The sequence below is a fragment of the Chloroflexus sp. genome (genome assembly GCF_034434295.1).
In the GTDB taxonomy this organism is placed as follows: Bacteria; Chloroflexota; Chloroflexia; order Chloroflexales; family Chloroflexaceae; genus Chloroflexus.
On sequence record NZ_DAOTZQ010000061.1, the window covers coordinates 1 to 21,459 of the forward strand.

The following is a 21,459-nucleotide window of genomic DNA, read 5'->3' on the forward strand; positions in this document are numbered from 1 at the left end:
CCGCTCCGGCAACGGGAGAGGAGCGGGGGCCGGGGGGTGAGGTGAGGGGCCGGAATTGCGGTGAGCGGGAACCAGTACGGAGCACGCCCATCGCCACTCCCCCGCTCCACTCCGGCAACGGGAGAGGAGCGGGGGCCGGGGGGTGAGGTGAGGTCTCTCCACGCCACCAATGCTTGCAGCGACGTTACTTGCTCAGCGGGGTGCCACCACCAGTGCAGGTAGCCGGGCGGCACCTGCGGCGATGATCAGACAGGCGCAGCCGCTAATGAAGAAGGCACTCCCCAACCCAAAAGGAGTAACCACCATGGCGCCAATAAGGGGAGCAACGGCGCGGGCTGCCGAGACAATCGAGCTGTCGAGGCCGTATACTGCGCCCTCATTCCCTTCGGCAGTGTACCGACCGAGGAGTGCGCTGAGGGAAGGGGTGATACCGCCGATTGCCGCGCCACTCAGAGCTTGCAGGATCAGGAGCTGCCAGATGTTGGTGACGATGCCTTGAGGCAGAAATGCGAGACCTGCAATCAGGGCACTGACCATCAACACCTGCTGATGGCCGACGCGATCACCGAGACGCCCTAGCCAGATGGCTGTCGCTGTGCCGGCTGCCGATGAAACACCTACTATCAGGCCGGTGTAGGCACTCACCGGATCGGTCGGTGTGAGCAGGCTGGCAATGAATAGCGGTGCGAACGGCAGCAGGATCGTTTGGGACAAACTGCTGAGGAAGCGCATGCTGTAGGCCGGTCTGATACCGGGTGTGCGTAAGATGGTCAACCAGCTTTGCCACATGCCCAACGATGGTCGTTTGGCGGTAGAGGCTGTTTGGCGTACACCACGCACCCCAACCGTGACCAGGATGCCGGAGATGAGCAGGAGCGCTGCAGTGGTGAAAAAGGTCGCCCGAAAGCCGAGGGTTTCGGCCATGATGCCGCCGATCAGGGGGCCGGTTGCCGTGCCACTCCACAAGCCCATCTGGAGCGTTCCCATCGCGAACCCCATGCGTTCGCGGGGGGTGACGGTTGCTACCAGGGCATTGGCAGCCGAGATGGTACCGGTGATCATGCCCTGGATCGTGCGTAGCAGGGTCAATTCTTCGGCGGAACGGGCAAAACCCATGAGCAGCAGGATAATGGCGCCGCCGTACATCGCTCGTTCGACCATCAGTTTGTAACCGAGCCGGTCGGCCAGCGATCCCCAGATCGGTGCCGCAATCGCCATGGTCAGGGCCTGAAGCGAGAAGACCAGGCCCGACCAGAGAGCAACATCACCAATAGTCGCCACGCCGAGATAGGCTACGTACAGCGGCAGAAATGGGAAGATGATCGAAAACCCGATTGCCGAAAGAAACTGGGCGACGAACATGATCCAGAGAGTTGTTTGCCAGCGTGTTTGCATGATCGTATTCAGGGACTATCTCTCTCATCATAACGGCAGGGCTGATGCGGGCAAGCCTATCCCAGGCTGGGCAATACGCTGGTGGCAAAGGATTCCAGTCGATCCAAATCATCAAGATCAAGCCACTGCACCATAATCCGTTGCACGCCGACAGCGGCAAATGCCTGAATCTGTTCGATAATCTCATCGGCGACGCCGACCAGAATGCCGCGGGCACGCAATTGCTGGCGGTCGCGCCCGGCCAGCAGTCGCTCCACTTCGTATTCGTCGCGTCCAAACACCGACCCAATCATCAATGAGCGTCGCACAGCTTCGCGTGGCCGACCGGCTGTGTCTAGCAGGTTGTCGAGTTTAGCGTTGAGTTCGGCAAATCGGGCCGGCGGTACGAAGACGGCATTCCATTCGTCAGCGTAACGGGCGGTGAGTGGTAATGTGCGCTGCTCACCATTGCCACCGATCACAATCGGCGGGCCGCCCGGGCGCTGGGGGCGGGGCAATAGAATGGCTTCGCGCAACTGGTAGTATTCGCCGATCCAGGTGACCGGTGTATCACTGCGCAGGAGGCGAGTCACCACTTCGAGACCTTCGCGGAAGCGTTGAAAACGTGGCACCACTGCCAGCAGGTCAAAGCCGAACATTGTGTGTTCGCGTTCCTGCCAGCCCGCACCCAGGCCGAGCTGTAGCCGTCCACCGGACAGGTCGTCGACGGCGGCAGCCATTCTGGCGGTCAGGGCCGGATGGCGGAATGAGACCGGTGATACCAACGGTCCGAATTCGATCCGTCTGGTATGCGAAGCCAGCCAGGTCAGGGAAACCCACAATTCGAGGGATTCTTTCTCTGGTGGATTGGCGTTGGTGAAGTGATCAGAGCGGTACAGTCCGGCAAACCCTAAATCTTCAGCCGCTTGCGCCAGTCGTTGCCAGCGCGACCAGGTCAGTCCATTCTGGCCTTCAATCATCAAGGCTACGTCAATTGTCATCTTCAGTACTCCTGATCGGCGAAACCTGCTATAGTATGAACGGGCCGCGTTGCGGCGTGTGGATAGTATACCGCGAAAAATAGTTGATGCGTCCATTTTTTGTCTACGGAACGTTAAAACGGGGACAATCGAACTATGCCCGGCTGTTAGCCGGCTATACCCTGCGCGAGGAACGGGCCTGGTTGCCGGCGGCGGCGCTCTACACCGCCGGGCCGTACCCGTTTCTGGTGCAGGCTGCTGATCTGGTGCCCGCCGGTGCGATAGTGTTTGGCGAGCTGATCGAGGTGCAGCCCGACCATTACCAGCGGTTGTTGCAGTTGCTCGATGGATTGGAAGATTATGTTCCCGGACGGGTCGGTAATCTGTACGAACGGATTGTGGTGATGGTGCAGACGGCTGACGGTACGCGGGAGGCGTGGGTGTACATCGCCGGTAAAGCTGCGGAAGCGGCAATCCGACGCGGTGAATTGCGTTTGATTAGCACTGGTGAGTGGTAATACCACGTAATACCACGTGACTATGGAGAAGACAATGGCACAACAAATTGTCCATATCGGTCTGGTCCAGATGCGATGTACCGCCGATCCTGAGTTCAATATGGCGACGGCGGAAGCCGGGATTCGGGCGGCGGCGGCGCAGGGGGCGCAGATTGTGTGTCTGCCGGAGCTGTTTCGCTCGCTCTATTTCTGTCAGAGCGAGAATCATGATTTCTTCGCTCTGGCCGAGCCGGTACCCGGTCCCAGTACCGAGCGGCTCAGTAAACTGGCTGCTGAGTTGCAGGTGGTAATTGTGGCCAGTCTGTTCGAGAAACGGGCGGAAGGTCTTTACCACAATACGGCGGCGGTGATCGATGCCGATGGCCGGTATTTGGGGAAGTACCGCAAGATGCACATTCCAGATGATCCGCTCTTCTACGAGAAGTTTTACTTCACGCCGGGTGATTTGGGGTTCAAGGTGTTCAAAACGCGCTACGCCAGGATTGGGGTGCTGATCTGCTGGGATCAATGGTACCCCGAAGCGGCCCGGCTTACGGCGCTGCGCGGTGCCGATGTGCTCTGTTATCCGACGGCAATTGGCTGGCATCCCGCCGAGAAGGCTGAGTACGGTGTGGCGCAACACCAGAGCTGGGAGATTATCCAGCGCTCACACGGGATTGCCAACGGTTGTTACGTCGTGAGCATCAATCGTACCGGCCACGAAGGCGATCCTGCCGGTGGGATCGAGTTCTGGGGGCAGAGCTTTATCTCCGATCCTTCGGGAACGGTGATCGTGCGGGCGCCGGTTGATGAGCCGGCGGTGCTGGTCGCTCCCATCGATCTGGCAAAGATTGATGTGCAGCGTACTCACTGGCCATTTCTGCGCGACCGCCGGATCGATGCCTACGGCGAGATTACGCGCCGCTATCTTGATGAGGAGTAAGCGTTATGGCAACCCCTGCCGAACTGGGTTATCGGATGCCCGCCGAATGGGAGCCGCATCAGGCCACGTGGCTTTCGTGGCCGCACAAAGAGGAGAGCTGGCCAGGCATTATTGACCGCATCTGGCCGGTATACGCCCGTTTTGTCGCTGAACTGGCCCATGGCGAGACGGTGCACATTAATGTGAACGATGCTGCCATGGCCGATCAGGTGCGCTCCTTCCTGGCTGAGGCGGGAGCCGTCGGCGATATTCGTTTGCACGAATTTCCGACCAACGATGCCTGGTGCCGCGATCACGGTGCCATCTTCGTCGTGCGTGATACACCCGCCGGGCGCGAGCTGGCGGCAACCGACTGGGAGTTTAATGCCTGGGGTGGGAAGTATCCACCTTACGATCTCGACAACCAGATACCGGCACGGATGGCCGCGTATCTGGGAGTTCCACGGTTCTGTGGCGGGATGGTGCTGGAGGGTGGTTCAATTGATGTTGATGGGAATGGCTTATTGCTGACCTCCGAGCAGTGTCTGCTCAACCCAAACCGTAATCCGCACCTGGATCGGGCGGCTATCGAGCAGCGTCTGCGCGAGATGCTCGGTGTTCATACCATTCTCTGGCTGGGTGAAGGGATTGTGGGTGATGATACTGATGGCCACATTGATGATCTGGCCCGCTTTGTTGCGCCTGGAGTGGTGGTAACCGTTGTCGAGGACGATCCGCTTGACGAGAATTATCACGTGCTTCAGGACAATCTGCGCCGGTTGCAACTAATGCGGGATGCTGCTGGCAGGCCGCTCACGGTGCTGACTATTCCAATGCCGCCGCCGGTGGTGTTTCAGGGTCAGCGCTTACCGGCCTCGTATGCCAATTTTTATATCGCCAACCACGCGGTGATTGTTCCTACGTTCAACCATCCCAACGATCAGCGGGCATGTGCCGTCTTGCAGCAGTGTTTTCCTGATCGGCGCGTGGTGGGGATCGAGGCGACCGATGTCATCTGGGGCCTGGGATCGTGGCATTGTCTCAGCCAACAGGTACCGGCAGGATTGATCAATGTTGGATGATAAGCTGGCATACGTTCCAGCATCGGTAGGGACGAGGCATGCCTCGCCTCTACCGACCCTGCTCTAAAACCTCGCGGATGCGGTCGTGCGGTTCGATGTGCAAGACACCGGCTGAACGGGCCACCGGCACCAGTTCAGCCGGTTCGAGGACACACAGGAACGGATTATCGCCTCCCAGCGCACGATGATCGGCAGCACTGAGACAGAACAGATCGAATGTACCCATAATGTAGCGCGGCAATTCAAACACACCATCGCTACCGGGTGCCAGCTCAATCCAGCGATCCATCGTTGGAATGCTTACGACCATTACCTCATCAGCGCTATTCCGCACACTCAGCACTGGTTCGCGTTCCGGTGGTAGGGTTAGGCTCGCCGGTAAGCAGCCTTGACCGGTAATAGTGAGATCAACCGCCGGTGTTGGTGGTGCGCAGGCACTGCATAACAACACGAAAAGGATCAACCATCTGCTCATAATCACAATTGACCGGCTAGCGACACTGGTGAATCACCGGCACGAAGACCTGATACCCGGTATCGGACGGTGTAGCGGTGGACGATAGATCGGGTGGCAGATCGGGGCCACGTACAATTCCCAGAGGAGTATACGACGACAGGCCGGGAAAGATGGTACCGAGCTTCGGGTTACCGAGCCGACGCACCAGAATCTCGCTCAGCACCTGGCGATAATCGGTCGTGATTTGCAGATCTTGCCGTTTATCGAGCTGATCAGTTTGCAATCCTGGCCAGGTACCGTAGATGCGACGGCCATTCACGTTACCACCTAGCACCATCATCACGTTGCCATGACCGTGATCGGTGCCATTTGACTGATTGCGTCCCAGGCGGCGGCCAAACTCGCTGAGCACGACAATGGTTAACCGACTGTGATAGGCATTGAGGTCGTTGTAGAAGGCATGTAAACCCTGCGAAAGAATACCCAGCCGGTCGGGGAGATAGCCGGTTCCGTCGCTGTTGGCCTGCGCTTCGTGCGTATCCCAACCACCGAAGTCAATCGTCGCGACTTGCAACCCAAGATCAGCTTTAATCAATTGCGCCACCGTCTTCAAGGCATCGCCAAACGATCCCGAAGGATATGCGGTACCAGTGGCCGGGGTATAGCTTCCCAAACTCCGCATCACATCAATCACCTGCGTGACCCGGCGACCGGCCGGTGCCAGTGGGTTGATCGAACTCCGGTTGTAGATTTCGCGGAGCGTGCTGAGGAAGGGGTAGTTCTCTTGGGAGCGGTTGTAGCGCCAGCCGGTGCTGATATTAAAGCTACTGGGTGAGGTGACGGCAACCGCTCCCGTATAGTTCAACAGCGAAGCAGGGAGTGCGCTACTGGCAGCGATTGCCGGCAACAGCGTGCTGACCCCACCCTGGGTTTGTAAATGACGGGTGAGCCAGCCGCTGTTGGTCGTTTTGTGCCCCGGTGTCCCGCGTTCAATATAGTCCATGGCGTCGAAATGGCTGCGCGTATCATCATCGAGGCCGCAGGCGTGGATGAACGCAAGGTGGCCACTGTTGTACAGATCGCGCAGATGGGGCATCTTGCTGTTTAGTCCAAAGCTGGACGTATTGAATGACGGGTTGTTCGGATCAACACGTAACGGCATATTTGGCCCGCTCGAAGGTAATGCCAGCGTCCCGCGCTTGTCCCGATAATCGTTATCATCGTATGGACTGAGCAGACTCAGCCCATCGCAGCCACCGCGCAGAAAAATCTGCACGAAAATCTCATTCGTTGCCTGGGGTTGGGCCGGCTCGGCGAAGGCCAGTTGGCCGACGCGAGCCGCAGCCATCGCTGCAATTGCAGCGCTACATCCCATCAGAAATTCGCGACGAGTCCATTGCATTGGTGTATTCTCCTCTGATGTGGCGCTGATTATCGCAGCCAGAATTCAGGACTGGTAGCCAGTAAATGTACCATCGCAGTAATCCGTTCATTGACGGCTTCCGCTGACCCCCAATCTGGAGAACCGCGCAGCGGCTGGGGCGGTTGGTTCGGATCGCCGCCTTGCGCTAGAAAGTTAATCAGCAGAGTACGGAGATCACCGGTGGGAATGTAGGTCAGCATGCGCTGGCACCAGAAATCAACGATCCCCGCACACGACAGACCGGCTGGGGTCTGTCCGACAATATCAATAGTTACATTGCCGCCCCAGGATTGCGCCATCGTGTAAAAGAGATTCCATGTTCTGAGTAGGGCATTTGTATTCGCCCAATAATCGGCACGATCGGGATGGCCGGTAGGTGTATCCCAGCCGAAGAGCCGATGGCCGGTCTGATCCGCATTCCAGAACAAATTTGACCAATAGCCACCTTGCGTTGCATCGCCGTTCACGGCTGGAACGTCGTTGGGTAAGGCAGCGTTGGTGGTGCGCAAAAATGCCCATATTGCCTCAAGAGGGCGACATATTTTAGCACCGAATGTGCTTTTTGCCTCTGGCGAAAGCAGAATCGCTTCAACAACCCGCCGGATCTGATCGGGTGAATCACGATGCTCCATCCAGACATTCCAGGCGGTATTGATGAGTGATTCCGGCGGATTGTCGGCCACCAGTCGCCGGCACAGTTTGGTGCAGAGATAGCGGGCTGTGCCAGGGTGATAGGCAGCGAGGCGCAGAGCTTCCATACCATCACGTTCTGCACCGTTGTTAAAGGGAAAGTTCGGTGCCGGTTCGACACCGGGTAGGGGTGCCGGTGCCAGCACAGTCTTGGGATAGTTATCGTGCCAGGACTCCATGATGTAGAAAGCACCGGTGTTGGGTCGGCCATCACGACCATCGGCAATTGTCCAGCCGGTCAGGCAGCGTGAGGCTTCGTAGACATCGTAGTCAATATAAGCAGATGCATAACGATCACTGCCATATTCTGCAACCGGAATATTACCGCGTTGATTGTAGAATTTACGGTAGTTGTCGCTTCCCAGCGTATGTAGCTCGAAAAGTTCACGGGCGAAGTTCTCGTTGCCGCCTTCGCCACCACCGGCTTTATTACTCACGTTGTTGAGGTAATACATCATGGCAATGCTTTTGGTAACCTCAACCAGCATGGTGTGAAAATTACCCAGGGCATGCGTGCGAATAATGCGGTCGTAGTCGGGCCAGGTGGCAGCGATCCGCTGAGCGGCAGTAGCCCGTACATTGAAATGGTTGTGCCAGAAATCAACCATAACCTCGAAGAGCTGACGGCGACTGTACACAGCCCGCAGCCACGTTGCCATCCGTACCTCTTCATAAGGCCGGATGCGCTCGAACCATGGCAAATCGGGTATCACCCGCTGTTGCCAGAGCGTTTCGCGCGAGGCTGATAGCCAGCTTAGTGGTCGAACTTCATTGATGGTACTGCTATTGTGGGTGTAGCGAATCTTGAGCTGGGCGGACAGAATGCGATTAGCGCAAGGGGTGTTGTCGATTGCAGTGTAGTTCAGTTGCTGCCGAACCCAATTGTTGAACCGTTCTTCGTCACTCGCGCCAGGAGTGGCATCGTACATCGCCATCAATTCAGGGCTGGGGCCGAAAGCCAGCCGACGCATCGCAATCGTGCGTAGCGAAGCCGGCTGAGTGTACGAACAGGCGGCAACCGGTGCAGGTGAAGTGCCTACGGCTGCCAGTCCGGCAGCGGCTAGCCCGGCAATCAGGGCAACACCACCTTCGAGTACGTCACGTCGAGTTAGTTCCATAGGTTTCTGATCTGATATGTTGTTTCTTTTGATCTACCTGAAAAGATTGTAATCTTAACCGAAAAACTACTACTATCACCAGAAGGTACTATCTTTGAATGGCTATAGGTACGTTATTTCAGTAGGACGCTGGCTCGGATGGAGAGATATGTTGCTGGAGATGCGGTGCGCACCGGAGGCGTGTGCGCCCAGGGAAGACGGCATTGTGGGTGTAGAGGTCACAACACCATCACGCGATTCTGAACGCCGGGCTGTTACAATCTGGTATACTGACGCCAATAGCGCGAGGAGGCGGTTATGAAGCGAGTTGTCAGTATCAGTCTTGGCTCGTCACTCCGTGATTATCAGATCACGGTGAAGGTATTGGGGCAGCATGTCGAAGTACGTCGGATCGGTACGAACGGCGATGTTGCGCAAGCCATGGCGCTGGTACGTGAGTTTGATGGCAAGGTGGACGCTATCGGACTCGGTGGTTTAACACCGGTCTTTCGGATCGGTCGAGCACGCTATCCCCATCAGGAAGCCATCCATATCGCAGCTCAGGCCCAGCGAACACCGGTCGTTGATGGTGGTGTGGTCAAGGCGACGCTTGAGCGCTGGGCAATTGCGCAGGCAGTACGCCAGCTTCCTTCATTGTTGCGTTACAAGCGGGTGCTGATTACCAGTGGCGTTGAACGTTATCAATTGGCCGCTGCTATCAGTCAGTACGAACCGGAGTTGCGCTTCGCCGATCCGATCATTCACGCCGGGATTCCTTTCCTGCCACCGCCACGCTCGCTCGAACAGCTTGAACTCTACGCGGCAACCGCGTTACCGATCCTCGCCCTTCTCCCCTATCGCTTTATCCATCCGGTGGCGCTCGGCCAGGAAGGTTTTGACAGCCGTGCAGTTGATCTCTTCCGCTGGGCTGACGTGATTGCCGGCGATTTTGCTTTCATTCGGCGCTTTGCTCCCAATGATCTGACGCGCAAGACGATTATCACCGATGACCCATCCCCTGCCGAGATCGAAGATCTGCGGCGACGCGGCGTCACGACGCTGGTGACGATGACGCCACCCCTCAGTAATGAGCGGCCCTTCCTCGCCGCCGATGCGCTGGAGGCGGTGATTACGGCGATTACCGAGAGCACGCGCCAACCGGGAGATGCTGAGGTGATAGACTTTATTACGGCAGCCGGTTGGGGGCCGGCGGTGCAAGACCTGAACCCGCGTCCCAAGCCGCGCTTCGCATTTGTTATTCACCCGCTGCGTACCGAACTGATCGCCAATCACAAATGGTTCCGCTGGACACGCTATATACCACAGCGCCTGGTGGAGCTGGTGGCGGCTCATTTCCCGCCCCTTTACCTCTCGCGCATCCGTGGCATTCGCTCGAAAGCTACCGGTGAAGAGGTTGAGGGGATTCTGTTGACGCTGGGAACGACTCCGCGTGAGATGATGCGCCGTCCACCCAGTTTTACCTATCGTCGATTGATCAAGGCGGCCCGGATGGCGGAACGGATGGGGGCGCAGATTATGGGGTTGGGAGCCTTCACGTCGGTTGTCGGTGATGCCGGTATTACGGTGGCGCAGAAGGTGGATATTGGCATTACATCGGGTAACTCGCTAACCGTTGCCGCGACGCTGGAAGCGGCCAAGCATGCGGTAGTATTGATGAAGGGAGGGCGCCCTGAGCGGATACGGGCAGTCGTGATCGGTGCCACGGGTTCGATTGGTGCAGTCTGTGCTCGCTTGCTGGCTCAGGCCGTCCATGATGTGGTGCTGGTGGCACCACGTGCGGAACGCCTGATCGCGCTCAAGAAGCAGATCGAGGCCGAGACGCCGGGCGCACGGGTTGTAGCCGCCACCTACGCCGATGCCTACATTGGTGATGCTGATCTGATCATCACAACCACCAGTGCCCTCACCGGTAAAGTGATCAATATCGACAAGCTCAAACCTGGTGCGGTGGTCTGCGATGTTGCCCGTCCGCCAGACGTGAAGGAGGAAGACGCCCGGCGGCGCCCTGATGTGCTGGTGATTGAAAGTGGTGAGATTGTATTGCCGGGCGAACCGGATTTTGGCTTCGATATAGACATGCCGCCTGGTACAGCCTACGCCTGTTTGTCAGAGACGGCGCTGCTGGCGATGGAAGGTAAATTTGAAGACTACACGCTAGGCCGCAATATCGAGATCGAACGGGTAAAGGAAGTCTATCGGCTGTGGAAGAAGCACGGTCTTGAACTGGCCCGCCTGCGCTCGTTTGGGGTCTACGTTACCGATGAGATGATCGCCGAAAAGCGCCGCCTGGCCGAAGAGCGTCGTCGCCAGTTGGGCTTGCCTGCCGAGAAGGTGCTGGATCAATCATCGTGAGCGCTGTACAACTTGAATGGATTACGACACAGCCATCATCGCCACGACCGGCACCACCTGTCGTGCTGGTCCACGGTGCCTGGCATGGGGCCTGGTGCTGGACCGAACGAGCCATTCCTGATCTGGTAGCACGTGGCCTGACGGTACACGCGATCAGTCTTCGTGGGCATGGCCGTAGTGCGCCTGCCGGTCCGTTGACGACGATCTGTGGCTATGTGCGCGATGTGCAAACGGTGGTGCGCAAACTCCCTCAACCACCGCTTGTTGTCGGCCATAGCGCCGGTGGGTATGTCGTGCAATTGCTGATCAGCGGGCTCTGTGGAACAGCACCACCGTTGGCCGGGGCTGTGCTGCTATGTAGCTCGCCAGTGTCGAGTCCTGCCTACTTTCTGCGACGTTTGCGTGAGCGGGCACCGATGGTTGACATTCGCGCTTTGCTGCGGCAGGAAACAGATGCGGTACGGGCTGCGCTGTTTCGAGCGGATATTGCGCCAGCCGATCTCGAACGTTACCGTCGGCAACTGGTGCGCGAACCACCACTTGTGCCCTTAACCAGCATGGTCATTCGCCCCCGTCCGCTGCGAGTGCAGGTACCGGTGTTGGTGATTGCTGCCGGGAGTGATGCCATCTTCGATGTGCCCGCTCAGCAAGCGCTGGCGGCAGCGTATCGTGCCGAACTCATCGTAATCCCTGAAGCTGCGCATGATCTGATGCTCGACCCGGCCTGGCCATCGGCAGGTGCCGCGATTGCGCATTTTGCTGTTACCCTTCACCAATTCCGTACCGCTAGCTACAAGGTAAAAGACGACATCTGATCATGCATCGGGAGATACTGTATGAACGCAGCCACCGAACCGGCCATTGTTGTCCATCAATTGAGCAAAATCTACGAGGTTCCTGAGCGTGATCCGGGTTTACTGGCCGCAGTGCGCAGTCTGTTTCGGCGGCGGGTGCGTGCCATCCCGGCGGTGTCTGCTGTCAGTTTTACTATTCAACCGGGGGAAGTGGTTGGATTTCTCGGCCCGAATGGGGCTGGGAAAACTACCACCCTCAAAATGCTGACCGGCCTGCTCCATCCAACTGCCGGTGATGTGCGTGTCTTTGGGTACATTCCATCTCGCCGCGAACCGGCTTTCCTGCGCCGGATTACGCTGGTGATGGGTAATCGCAATCAGTTACAGTGGGACCTCCCGGCTCTCGATTCGTTTGAGCTGCTGCGGGCAATCTATCGTTTACCACCAGCAGAGTTTCGGGCGACTCGCGATGAATTGATTGAGTTGCTCGAGGTTGGTCATCTGGTGCGCAAACCGGTGCGAAATCTTTCACTCGGTGAGCGTATGAAGATGGAGATTATTGGCGCACTGCTGCACCGGCCACAGGCGTTATTTCTCGATGAACCGACCCTCGGCCTGGACGTGACAATGCAGCGGCGGATTCGTGCGTTTGTCGCCGAATACAATCGACGTACCGGGGCAACGGTATTGCTCACCAGTCACTATATGGCGGATGTCGAGGCTCTCTGTCGGCGGGTAATTGTGATCCATCACGGCCAGGTCCTCTTCGACGGGCCACTGCACAATCTGGTCGATCAGTTTGCTGCCTATCGCAAACTGATTGTGACGCTCAGCGAAAGTGGGAGCGATCTGTCCCGCTTCGGTGAGGTGATCGATCAGGATGGACTGCGGTACACCTTGCGCATCCCGAAAGCGACAGCTCCGGCGGTGACGGCCCGGATTCTGGCCGAAGTCCCCGTTGCTGATGTGACGGTAGAAGAACCGCCCATTGATGATGTCATTGAGCAGGTGTTTGCGGTAGGTGCGAGTCATTAAGACCTGTAAAGGCGACATATGTCTGGGCTGATCGATTTTTATCGGGCCGCGATGAAACAGGCAATCCTGGTGCAATTTCAGTATCGGGCGGCCAATTATTTCTACATGATCGGTATGATCAGCGAGCCGATCATCTATCTGGTGGTCTGGAGTGTGGTTGCGGCTGCGCAGGGCGGGACGGTCGGCGGGTACGATGCCGGTGCTTTCGCCGCCTACTATATCGTCTGGACGCTGGTACGCAATATGAATATCGTCTTCACGCCATACGGTTGGGAGCAGCGGATTCGCACCGGTGAATTGTCGGCAGTGCTGTTGCGTCCACTGCATCCATTGCACTACGACATTGCCTTTTTTGCCGGCTGGAAGGTTGTCGTCATTCTGTTCTGGTTGCCGATTGCCGCAGTGCTGGCGTGGCTCTTCCGGCCAACCCTCGCCCCAACCTGGCTTGAGATTGCAGTATTTGCCGTCGCCATCTGGGGGGCGTTTCTCATCCGTATGATGTTTCTCTGGTTGCTGGGCCTGATTTCCTTCTGGACGACCCGCGTGGCGGCAATCTACGAACTCTTCTTTGCCTTTGAATTGTTTCTCTCCGGGCGCATCGCACCGCTGGCGCTCTTCCCTGAGTGGGCGCGCACGCTGGCCGATTGGCTGCCATTTCGCTGGACGTTTGGCTTTCCCATCGAGGCTCTGATCGGGCAATTAAGCGTCGCCGGCTTGATCGGTGGCCTGGCGATGCAGGCATTCTGGATACTCTTCGGTTTGGGACTGGTGCTACTGGTCTGGCGTCGTGCTGTGCAACGCTACACGGCGGTTGGTGGGTAGCAAGGTGTGGTGGAGCAGAGAGGTGAAGGGTGTGGTATGGAGCTGGTGCGCTTAATTGCCATCTTTGCCCGTGTTGGCATCCTCAACGAGATGCAATACCGGGTTAATTTCTTCTTTCAGATGCTGGAGTCGGCGATTGGTCTGGCAACCGGACTGATCGGTCTGGGGCTGGTTTTTCAGCACACCACTGTTCTGGCCGGCTGGCAACCGGCGGAATTGCTGGTTGTGATGGGGATTTACGTGCTGATGAGCGGCATCGTGCAGGCGGTGATTCAGCCGAATATGCTGCGTCTGGCCCAGGATGTGCTTGAGGGCAAGCTCGATTATGCCCTCACGAAACCGGTCGATAGCCAGTTGCTGGTAAGTATTCGGGAATGGCAGGCGTGGCGCTTTACCAATGTCGTATTGGGCTTGCTGGTCGTTGGATGGGCGCTCGTCTCTTTGCAGGCAAGTGTCAGTTTGGGGCAGAGCGTGCTCTTTGTCCTTATGCTGGGCTGTGGGGTAGTGGCACTCTATGCTTTCTGGCTGATTCTGGCCACGACCAGTTTTTGGGTAATCCAGATCGAAAGTCTGATCAACTTATTTGAAGGTGTTTTTGCCGCCGGACGCTGGCCGACCAGTATCTATCCTGCCTGGTTGCGCGCACTCCTGACCTTTCTAGTGCCGGTTGCGTTTGCAGTCACCGTTCCGGCAGAAGCGCTCACCGCCCGTTTGAACAGCTCAACACTGGCATTAGCGGTTGGCGTGACTTCTACCCTCTTCTTGCTGGCGCGCCTGCTGTGGCGATGGGGTGTCCGTCGCTACAGTGGTGCCAGTGCCTGAAGCTATCACAAGCGTGATACGGTCAATAATGCCCGTGTGGACAACCGTGTCAGGCTGGTATGTAAGGGTCTACTTATTGTGCTGATCGCGTAGGTCGGCAAGCATACGTTCAGGTACCTGCACGGCAACCACCTCACCCTGCACCGTCGTTTCGCCATCAACCTCGATCCAGGCGTCAATTACCACTTTGCGTCCCGCCATCTCTTTCACGCGCCCGTGAATGATCAGTTCAGGACCGAGCGGGGTAGGCCGCAGAAAATTCACCCGTAACGATGCGGTTACGAAGCGCAGATATGGCGCGGTTCCCGGTTCACGTCCGGCGGCAGCGTAGGCTGCGGCGGCTGCGGTACCGGTGCCGTGGCAGTCGATCAGCGAGGCAAGCAGTCCGCCGTAGACATAACCGGGTATTGCCGTATGGTATGAACGGGGCGTGAAGCGTGCGATGGCTTCGTTGCCGTTCCATACACTCTTGATATGCAAACCATCGGGGTTGAGACGACCACAACCGTAACAGTGGCTCAATTCATCGGGGTAGGTGTCTTGAATCGCTTGCATGGCATATCCTGTACAACATCGTAGATTACGGTCGGCGGAGATAGATCCAGGCTGAGGGACCGCGTTGCCCCATGACGATGGTTTCACCGGGGACAAACTGCTCGATAATAAACCGTTCCTGGAGCGCTGACATGAGCAGGTTTTGATCGACTCTGGTTTTCAGCGTCTGTGCATCAGGCTTTGTCGCGTCGCTGAGATGAACGAAGAACGCGAACAGGCCGCCGGGCTTAAGGAGACGGCGCACTTCATCAAGATAAGCGTACAATTCCGGTTCGCTAAAGCCATGGCCGCAGCCGACATCAATCGCCAGATCGTAGGGTTCGTTCAGAAATGCCAGATTGGTGGCATCAGCCACAAAGAGCCGTACCCGGTCGCCAACCCCGGCAGCCGCCACTCGCTCTTGCGCCATAGCGATGGCTTCAGGAACAAAATCGACCCCATCAACCTGCCAGCCTGCGCGAGCCAGCCAGATACAAGCCCGCCCGGTGCCACAACCGAGGTCAATCGCCCGGCCAGGTGGTAACTCCTGACTGAGCGCAATGATCTCAGGCGGTGGATCGGGATGATCCCACGGAATCTCACCGGTCAGATAACGCTCACGCATGCGCTGAAAGCGGTCAGACATAGTACAGAACCTCTGTTACAGATCATGGCGTGCCCGTTTCAAGGCTCGATCAATATCACGGGCCGCATCGCGCCGGGCAATATCCTCGCGCTTATCGTATATCTTCTTCCCCCGTGCTACCCCAAGCTCGACTTTAGCCCGGCGTCCTTTGAAATAGACCTTCAGCGGCACCAGGGTCATTCCCTTCATGCGCACCAGGCCATTGAGGCGGTTGATTTCCCGTCGGTGCAGCAGCAGTTTGCGCGGCCGCATCGGATCGTGGTTGAAGTATTTGCCCGACTGCTCGTAAGGCGCAATGTGGGCATCATAGAGAAACACTTCATCATCGATCACACGGGCAAAACTGCCGCGCAAGTTGACCCGTCCGGCGCGCACCGATTTAATTTCGCTGCCGGAGAGGACAATACCCGCTTCAATCGTCTCTTCAATATCGTAATCGTGGCGCGCCTTACGGTTCTCGGCGACCACACCAGGGTGTTTATGTTTGGTTGCTGTCACTTCTCACTCACTCAGAACAGAAACAGATGACGGTACCGGTTGGGGATCATTAATCAGCCATTCAATCGCACTTCCCAGGCCAATCGTAGCCCAGAAGAGAGCCGCCATATGGCTAAACTCAATATTGAAAAAGTAGTGGTCGGCCAGCCCGACGGCCAGTGCGGCGACGATGGCCCCCTGACAGCCCAGCAACCAGCTCGATGCCTCCTCATCGAGGGCCGACAGAATGCGCAGACTACGGGTAAACCAGAGCGCGATCAGGCCAAGAAACACTGCCAGTCCAACCAGCCCCATCCGTTGACCAATCGCCAGGTAGATGCTACTCACCCCGGCGGAGAGATCAAGATCGGGAGCCTGACCGAAGCCAATGCCAAACACCGGATAGCGCTGGATGATCGCAATCGCATTGGCGTATTCGTCGAGCCGCATCTGTTGTGCCTGATCGCGAAACTGGACGCCGGAGAGCACCCGGTTGATAAACTCGTCGGCATAACCCAGACCAAAGAGCAGCACGGCACCGAGAACACTGACTGCCAGCATATGACGCCAGAGCCGGCGGTAGCGTACAGTAGCCAGGAAGGCTGCGGCAATGATCAGGCCGAAGAGGGCTGCCCGCGAAAACGTTAACAGGAGAGTCAGCACCTGCACGCCACCAAGCATTGCCAGCATCCAGCGCGGCAAGATAGGGCGCGGCGCTGCCAGTTGGGTGAGGGTGAGCACTGCTACCAGGGCCAGCATCCCACCAAAGCTGTTCGGGTCGACGCCGAAACCGATGGCACGCTCCAGCCCATTTGGGTCATCTTCCACATACCGCAACACACGGCCACTGGTCGGATACCCGATCCGCCCCAGCGCAACCAGCAGTTGGAGGGCCGTCGCGTCGGGCAACACCCACAGGATCAATCCGATCAGTGCCGAAATACCACCCACGATGATGAGGGTACGGACGATCAACCGGGCAGTGGCGCGGTCACGCACACAATTGATCACGGTGAAGTAGCAGATCACACCAAGGACAAATTTCGCATAATTGTGAAGTGTTTGTGGGTCTGGTAAGCCACGAGCACCGAGTACCAGTGAAAAGAGCGTCAGACCAAGAAAGCCAATCAGTGACAGGCCGAGTGATCCGAAGCGTACATCATACGTATCGGAACGGGCCAGGGAACGTAAAAACCAGACCGCATTCAGAGCCACCAACACCAGGGTCAGAAAGTTGGGCGTAATGATTGCCTTAAACGGCAGCGTACCGAACGGAAGGATCGTCGCCACTACCAGTGCCGCAATCAGCCCGGCCTGGACACTGACCAGCAGAGCTGTGGCAACAAAAAGCGCCAGCAGACCGGCGATGGCGTAGAGCGGTCCGAAGGCCGTGACACCACCAATAAGACCGCCGGTGACCAGAGCCAGACCGGCGGTGAGCAGAGGTGATTGAACAATGCGGTCGCGCAACGATACAGGTTGCGCAGAAGGATTAACGAGCATACGGCATATCAGAGATACGCATCAGCTTATCCCAGCGGTGGGTTGCCTCGATATAGCGCACCGTTCCCGAACGAGAACGCATGACCACGCTGTGCGTGCGGGCACCGCCACCAAAATATTCTACACCATGCAGAAACTCTCCCGACGTGATACCGGTTGCTGCGACAACCACATTTTCGCCGCGCACCAGATCGCGGGTGGTCAGCACCTGTTTCGGGTCGAGACCCAGTTCGGCAAGACGCGCCCGCTCTTCGTCGTTGCGGGGCCAGACCTTGCACTGAATCTCGCCACCCAGACATTTCAGCGCGGCGGCAGTCAACACCGCTTCGGGCGCACCACCGATTCCCATCAGAATATCTGCGGGTGGATTTTCAATACTTGTCATAATACCGGCGCTCACATCGCCATGGGGAATTAACTTAATGCGAGCACCGATCTCACGGATTTGACGGATCAAATCTTTGTGACGTGGACGGTCGAGTACAACGACCGTGACATCTTCCACCTGTTTATTGAGGGTGCGGGCAACAGCGCGGATATTGTAGGCAACTGGGGCATTGATGTCAATCACTCCCTTTGCCCGTTCGCCAACGGCCAGCTTGTCCATGTACGGGATACCACGCCAGTTGTAGAACGAATGGCGTTCAGCGACGGCAACAATCGCGATAGCGCCGGGCATACCCTCAGCCAGCAGGGTCGTGCCCTCGACCGGATCAACCGCTACATCAATCTCCTCTCCTTCGCCGTTTCCTACCCGCTCACCGATATACAGCATCGGTGCCTCGTCCTTTTCCCCCTCGCCGATGACCACAATCCCGTTCATTGGCACACTATTCAATGCCATACGCATGGCATCAACCGCAGCCTGATCGGCGCTGTTTTTATCACCTCGTCCCATCCAGCGTCCAGAGCGCAGAGCAGCGGCTTCAGTTGCGCGCACCAAATCCATCCCAAGGTTACGCTCCATCGCGCACCTCCATCCTCACACGCCGGCAATCCCCTCGCAAAGGCGCACCGGCTTACGCTTTCCTGTTGTCCTGCATTGTAGCATAGATGAACTGGTGACCGGCGAAGCGTTTCTATTTCTGGTTTTGATCACCGGTGATGATTGTGCTACCGCTGATATTCCCGCTAATCGCAACCGAACGGTTGCCGGAGGCAATGACGTTCACCCCGGCAGGCCGGATCTGACCCAACAGGCTTGTCAGTTCCGCCGCTAATGTAGGGTCGTCGGCCAGCAGTTTCTTGAGTTGTTGTCGGAATGTAGCCTGCGCATCAGAATCATTGGGTGTTTTGGCAACATCTTCTGCTGCTTCCTGGGCAGCAGCTTTACCGGCGATCTTCGGTTGCAGCTTCTGCCACACTGCTTTCGCCCAGTTCCATCCCTCGGTACCCAGGTTCTTACCCGCCTCTTCGGCGGCAGTTTCACCGGCTTTGAGTAAATAGGGGAGAAAAGGAGCTAGAAAGGCGACCAGTTGTTGCAGCCCTTGTGGATCCATGGACGACTCCTGTGCTTCCTTCAGTTGGCTGATACGATGATGATCCATTATAGCTATTTTTATCGCGGCTTGCTGCAAAAAAATCACCATCTTGTGCGATGGTGATTCACCGTTCACCAACGACAGCTTATCCTTCCCCTGACCCATTGGCAGCGCACAGTTCCGGTCGTGCCGGCATACGCCAGATTGGTTGTCTTTCTCGCCTGTCGTACTCGTGTCGCGGAATTTGGAGTGCGGCAGCCATGCTGCCGCACCAGCCGTGCTTCGTGTCAGGTGCATGTCACGCGGTTGACCGTGCTGGTCACGGGTATGCAGTGTGTGCTCGTCACGATCATAGAGTCCGTCGGTAACATGAGATAACGTCTAGTGGACACCCGCTACACCGGTTGCAACCCGCCGTTGTGCTCTCAGCAGCCCGGTGGTTTTCATTTCGCCACCAGGCTCCAGCGAACGCTATCTTCATCCAGTCACCGTGTGATTATTTTACATGTTATAATCTTGCGGTAATAGGGCTGAAGATGCTAATGTACAAGTGAGGCTACCGATGCAGAACCTATGGCACGATCTGGAACCCGGTCCAGACGTTCCGAATGTTATTCATGTTGTGGTTGAAATTCCAAAGGGATCACGCAACAAATATGAATTTGACAAGCGGATTGGGGCATTCCGCCTTGATCGCGTGCTCTACTCTGCCGTACAATACCCCGGCGATTACGGTTTTATGCCGCAGACGTACTACGATGATGGCGATCCGCTCGACGTGCTGGTGATGACCAACCTGCCCACCTTCCCTGGTTGTATTGTGGAAGCAAGGCCACTGGGGCTGTTCCGAATGCTCGATAAGGGTGAGCCGGATGACAAAGTGCTCGCCGTGTTGCAGTACGATCCCTTCTTCGCCGACTACCACAATTACACAGCACTACCGGCACACTACTTGCGCGAAGTTGAGCACTTCTTTACCGTTTACAAAGACCTGGAAGGCTCACGGGTCGAACCGGTCGGCTGGGAGTCGGCGGATGTGGCTCGCGAGCGAATTCAGTACTCGATAGATCGCTACTGGGATATGCGCGCCGGTCGCGTGCTCAAGCGTGCCTGATCGGATGGTCATGACTTCACGCCGTTCACTTTCGCATCGCACAGCCTATTCGGCGGGCGGTGTTATTTATCGGATTGTTGCCACGCAGATCGAAGTGGCACTGATTGCAACCGATCGTGGTGAGCGTTGGGGGCTGCCCAAAGGGCACGTAAACCGGGGCGAAACCGCGGAGGCTGCGGCTGTGCGCGAAATCGCTGAAGAGACTGGGCTTGAGGGCGTTGTGGAGCGGCATCTGGCGACAATTGAGTACTGGTTTCGCTCAGGTCATGGCCGGGTCCACAAGTATGTCGATCTGTTTCTGCTCCGCTATGAACGGGGTGAGGTGCGACCACAGATCGGCGAAGTTGATGATGCGCGCTGGTTCCCGCTCGATGAAGCGCTCCGGCGGGTTTCATTCGAGCGGGAACGTGATGTGCTGTTGTTGGCCCGGCAGGCACTCTGTGATGCGAGCGGTAATGCAAAGCTATGATCTACACTATCGCAGTGCAACTGGATGAAGGTGTCACCGCCGATAGCGCACTGGTTGAACGCGCTGCGGCGGCAGTGCTGGCCGCCGAGCAGATGCCGGAAGGCTGTGAGGTTGGGATTCGGATCACCACCGATGATGAGCTTCACCGCCTGAATCGCGATTTTCGCGGGGTTGATGCGCCAACCGATGTCCTTTCATTTGCCGATGATGGGCACGATAGCCGCTTTGTGGCCGCACCAGATCAGCCACGCTACCTCGGCGATATTGCGATCTCGTACCAGCGGGTGCTGGTCCAGGCCGCCGAGTACGGCCACAGTCCGGATCGCGAACTGGCGTACCTGACGGTGCATGGCGTTCTGCACCTGCTCGGCTACGACCACGAGCAAGGTCCCGCTGAAGCGGCACGCATGCGTACCCGCGAAGAAGAGATCATGACCATCCTTGGTCTACCACGCGAGTAGTATCTGTTTCACGGATGATATTTGTGTTGGAATGGGGGTGGAAGGCGTTCCTTCCGCCCTCATTGCATGTCACTCGCCTGGCGCCGCTTGCGGTTCGCTGACCGATCAAACCCGCCAACCCGCCTGCCTAGCGCTGGCGTCGGCCAAAGATCATATCGACGCCGTAGTCGATGACCAGATAGAGACCAACCGCCAGCAGCAGTAATCCCCACCATGGCATCTGCACAAAGATCACAATATGCAGGCGCGACCAGATCAACCAAAAGACGAATAAGATGATCAACGTGCTGATGAGTGAACGAACCTGACGTGTCATAAGCTCCGATCCTGGTCTAGTGCCACTGCCGTGGCAGCACTTGCCGTTTGCCGCCGAAACCTCGTGTGCGTCATTCAACCTGCTAGCGTA

23 protein-coding genes are annotated in these 21,459 nt (G+C 57.3%); 11 read left to right on the top strand and 12 right to left on the bottom strand.

Going from position 1 to position 21,459, the window contains the following annotated elements:
* Positions 1-192 precede the first annotated feature (192 nt).
* A complete protein-coding gene (locus VAE57_RS09715; RefSeq protein ID WP_322821686.1) occupies positions 193-1,395 on the bottom strand; it encodes an MFS transporter in 1,203 nt (400 codons plus the stop codon).
* 56 nt (positions 1,396-1,451) lie between these two features.
* Positions 1,452-2,375 (bottom strand): LLM class F420-dependent oxidoreductase, encoded by a 924-nt coding sequence (locus VAE57_RS09720; RefSeq protein ID WP_322821687.1) that lies wholly within the window; start codon positions 2,373-2,375, stop codon positions 1,452-1,454.
* 86 nt (positions 2,376-2,461) lie between these two features.
* Between VAE57_RS09720 and VAE57_RS09725 the strand changes: the two genes are divergently transcribed.
* Genes VAE57_RS09725 through VAE57_RS09735 form a run of 3 tightly spaced genes read left to right on the top strand, consistent with a single transcriptional unit; the run spans position 2,462 to position 4,855 of the window.
* Positions 2,462-2,872, top strand: coding sequence for a gamma-glutamylcyclotransferase family protein (locus VAE57_RS09725; protein WP_322821688.1), 411 nt, complete (start codon positions 2,462-2,464; stop codon positions 2,870-2,872).
* 34 nt (positions 2,873-2,906) lie between these two features.
* Entirely contained in the window at positions 2,907-3,794 is an 888-nt protein-coding gene (locus VAE57_RS09730) for a carbon-nitrogen hydrolase (RefSeq protein ID WP_322821689.1), read from the top strand.
* A gap of 5 nt (positions 3,795-3,799) precedes the next feature.
* Entirely contained in the window at positions 3,800-4,855 is a 1,056-nt protein-coding gene (locus VAE57_RS09735; protein WP_322821690.1) for an agmatine deiminase family protein, read from the top strand.
* Between the two features lie 49 nt (positions 4,856-4,904).
* Here VAE57_RS09735 and VAE57_RS09740 read toward each other — a convergent pair whose 3' ends face one another.
* From VAE57_RS09740 to VAE57_RS09750, 3 genes are read right to left on the bottom strand one after another with little or no spacing between them, the layout of a single operon-like run.
* Complete coding sequence (locus VAE57_RS09740; protein ID WP_322821691.1) at positions 4,905-5,330, bottom strand: cupredoxin domain-containing protein; 426 nt, start codon at positions 5,328-5,330, stop codon at positions 4,905-4,907.
* Positions 5,331-5,346: 16 nt separating this feature from the next.
* Positions 5,347-6,714 (bottom strand): DUF1501 domain-containing protein, encoded by a 1,368-nt coding sequence (locus tag VAE57_RS09745; protein WP_322821692.1) that lies wholly within the window; start codon positions 6,712-6,714, stop codon positions 5,347-5,349.
* Positions 6,715-6,743: 29 nt separating this feature from the next.
* Complete coding sequence (locus VAE57_RS09750) at positions 6,744-8,543, bottom strand: DUF1800 domain-containing protein (protein ID WP_322821693.1); 1,800 nt, start codon at positions 8,541-8,543, stop codon at positions 6,744-6,746.
* Positions 8,544-8,840: 297 nt separating this feature from the next.
* On the opposite strand from VAE57_RS09750, the gene VAE57_RS09755 reads away from it, so the two are divergent.
* From VAE57_RS09755 to VAE57_RS09775, 5 genes are read left to right on the top strand one after another with little or no spacing between them, the layout of a single operon-like run.
* The gene (locus tag VAE57_RS09755) at positions 8,841-10,895 is read left to right on the top strand and encodes a serine carboxypeptidase (RefSeq protein WP_322821694.1); all 2,055 of its coding nucleotides are present in this window, start codon (positions 8,841-8,843) and stop codon (positions 10,893-10,895) included.
* Positions 10,892-11,710: an alpha/beta hydrolase gene (locus tag VAE57_RS09760; protein ID WP_322821695.1), complete on the top strand. Its 819-nt coding sequence runs from the start codon at positions 10,892-10,894 to the stop codon at positions 11,708-11,710. The genes VAE57_RS09755 and VAE57_RS09760 overlap by 4 nt, the downstream gene beginning before the upstream one ends.
* 21 nt (positions 11,711-11,731) lie before the next feature.
* Entirely contained in the window at positions 11,732-12,724 is a 993-nt protein-coding gene (locus VAE57_RS09765) for an ATP-binding cassette domain-containing protein (RefSeq protein ID WP_322821696.1), read from the top strand.
* A gap of 18 nt (positions 12,725-12,742) precedes the next feature.
* On the top strand, positions 12,743-13,546 hold the full coding sequence (locus VAE57_RS09770; RefSeq protein WP_322821697.1) for an ABC transporter permease: 804 nt from the start codon (positions 12,743-12,745) through the stop codon (positions 13,544-13,546).
* A gap of 36 nt (positions 13,547-13,582) precedes the next feature.
* Positions 13,583-14,368 (top strand): ABC transporter permease, encoded by a 786-nt coding sequence (locus VAE57_RS09775; protein WP_322821698.1) that lies wholly within the window; start codon positions 13,583-13,585, stop codon positions 14,366-14,368.
* A 69-nt stretch (positions 14,369-14,437) separates the two neighbouring features.
* On the opposite strand, the gene VAE57_RS09780 is transcribed toward VAE57_RS09775, so the two are convergent.
* The 6 genes from VAE57_RS09780 to VAE57_RS09805 all read right to left on the bottom strand — a co-directional run bounded on the left by VAE57_RS09780 (position 14,438) and on the right by VAE57_RS09805 (position 19,027).
* Positions 14,438-14,923, bottom strand: a complete 486-nt coding sequence (locus VAE57_RS09780) for a PaaI family thioesterase (protein WP_322821699.1) — start codon at positions 14,921-14,923, stop codon at positions 14,438-14,440.
* 25 nt (positions 14,924-14,948) lie between these two features.
* Positions 14,949-15,548, bottom strand: a complete 600-nt coding sequence (locus VAE57_RS09785) for a class I SAM-dependent methyltransferase (RefSeq protein ID WP_322821700.1) — start codon at positions 15,546-15,548, stop codon at positions 14,949-14,951.
* A 15-nt stretch (positions 15,549-15,563) separates the two neighbouring features.
* Positions 15,564-16,046, bottom strand: a complete 483-nt coding sequence (smpB, locus tag VAE57_RS09790) for an SsrA-binding protein SmpB (RefSeq protein ID WP_012259157.1) — start codon at positions 16,044-16,046, stop codon at positions 15,564-15,566.
* 3 nt (positions 16,047-16,049) lie between these two features.
* On the bottom strand, positions 16,050-17,528 hold the full coding sequence (locus VAE57_RS09795; RefSeq protein WP_322821701.1) for an O-antigen ligase family protein: 1,479 nt from the start codon (positions 17,526-17,528) through the stop codon (positions 16,050-16,052).
* On the bottom strand, positions 17,518-18,495 hold the full coding sequence (gene glpX / locus VAE57_RS09800) for a class II fructose-bisphosphatase (RefSeq protein WP_322821702.1): 978 nt from the start codon (positions 18,493-18,495) through the stop codon (positions 17,518-17,520). Before glpX ends, VAE57_RS09795 begins: the two co-directional genes overlap by 11 nt.
* A gap of 112 nt (positions 18,496-18,607) precedes the next feature.
* On the bottom strand, positions 18,608-19,027 hold the full coding sequence (locus VAE57_RS09805; RefSeq protein WP_322821703.1) for a hypothetical protein: 420 nt from the start codon (positions 19,025-19,027) through the stop codon (positions 18,608-18,610).
* Positions 19,028-19,571: 544 nt separating this feature from the next.
* Between VAE57_RS09805 and VAE57_RS09810 the strand changes: the two genes are divergently transcribed.
* From VAE57_RS09810 to ybeY, 3 genes are read left to right on the top strand one after another with little or no spacing between them, the layout of a single operon-like run.
* Positions 19,572-20,123, top strand: a complete 552-nt coding sequence (locus tag VAE57_RS09810; RefSeq protein ID WP_012259161.1) for an inorganic diphosphatase — start codon at positions 19,572-19,574, stop codon at positions 20,121-20,123.
* A gap of 10 nt (positions 20,124-20,133) precedes the next feature.
* A complete protein-coding gene (locus tag VAE57_RS09815) occupies positions 20,134-20,592 on the top strand; it encodes an NUDIX hydrolase (protein WP_322821704.1) in 459 nt (152 codons plus the stop codon).
* On the top strand, positions 20,589-21,053 hold the full coding sequence (gene ybeY / locus VAE57_RS09820; protein ID WP_322821705.1) for an rRNA maturation RNase YbeY: 465 nt from the start codon (positions 20,589-20,591) through the stop codon (positions 21,051-21,053). The genes VAE57_RS09815 and ybeY overlap by 4 nt, the downstream gene beginning before the upstream one ends.
* 127 nt (positions 21,054-21,180) lie before the next feature.
* On the opposite strand, the gene VAE57_RS09825 is transcribed toward ybeY, so the two are convergent.
* Positions 21,181-21,369 carry a hypothetical protein gene (locus VAE57_RS09825; RefSeq protein WP_322821706.1) on the bottom strand — a complete coding sequence of 63 codons (189 nt, stop codon included), beginning with the start codon at positions 21,367-21,369 and terminating at the stop codon, positions 21,181-21,183.
* Positions 21,370-21,459 lie beyond the last annotated feature (90 nt).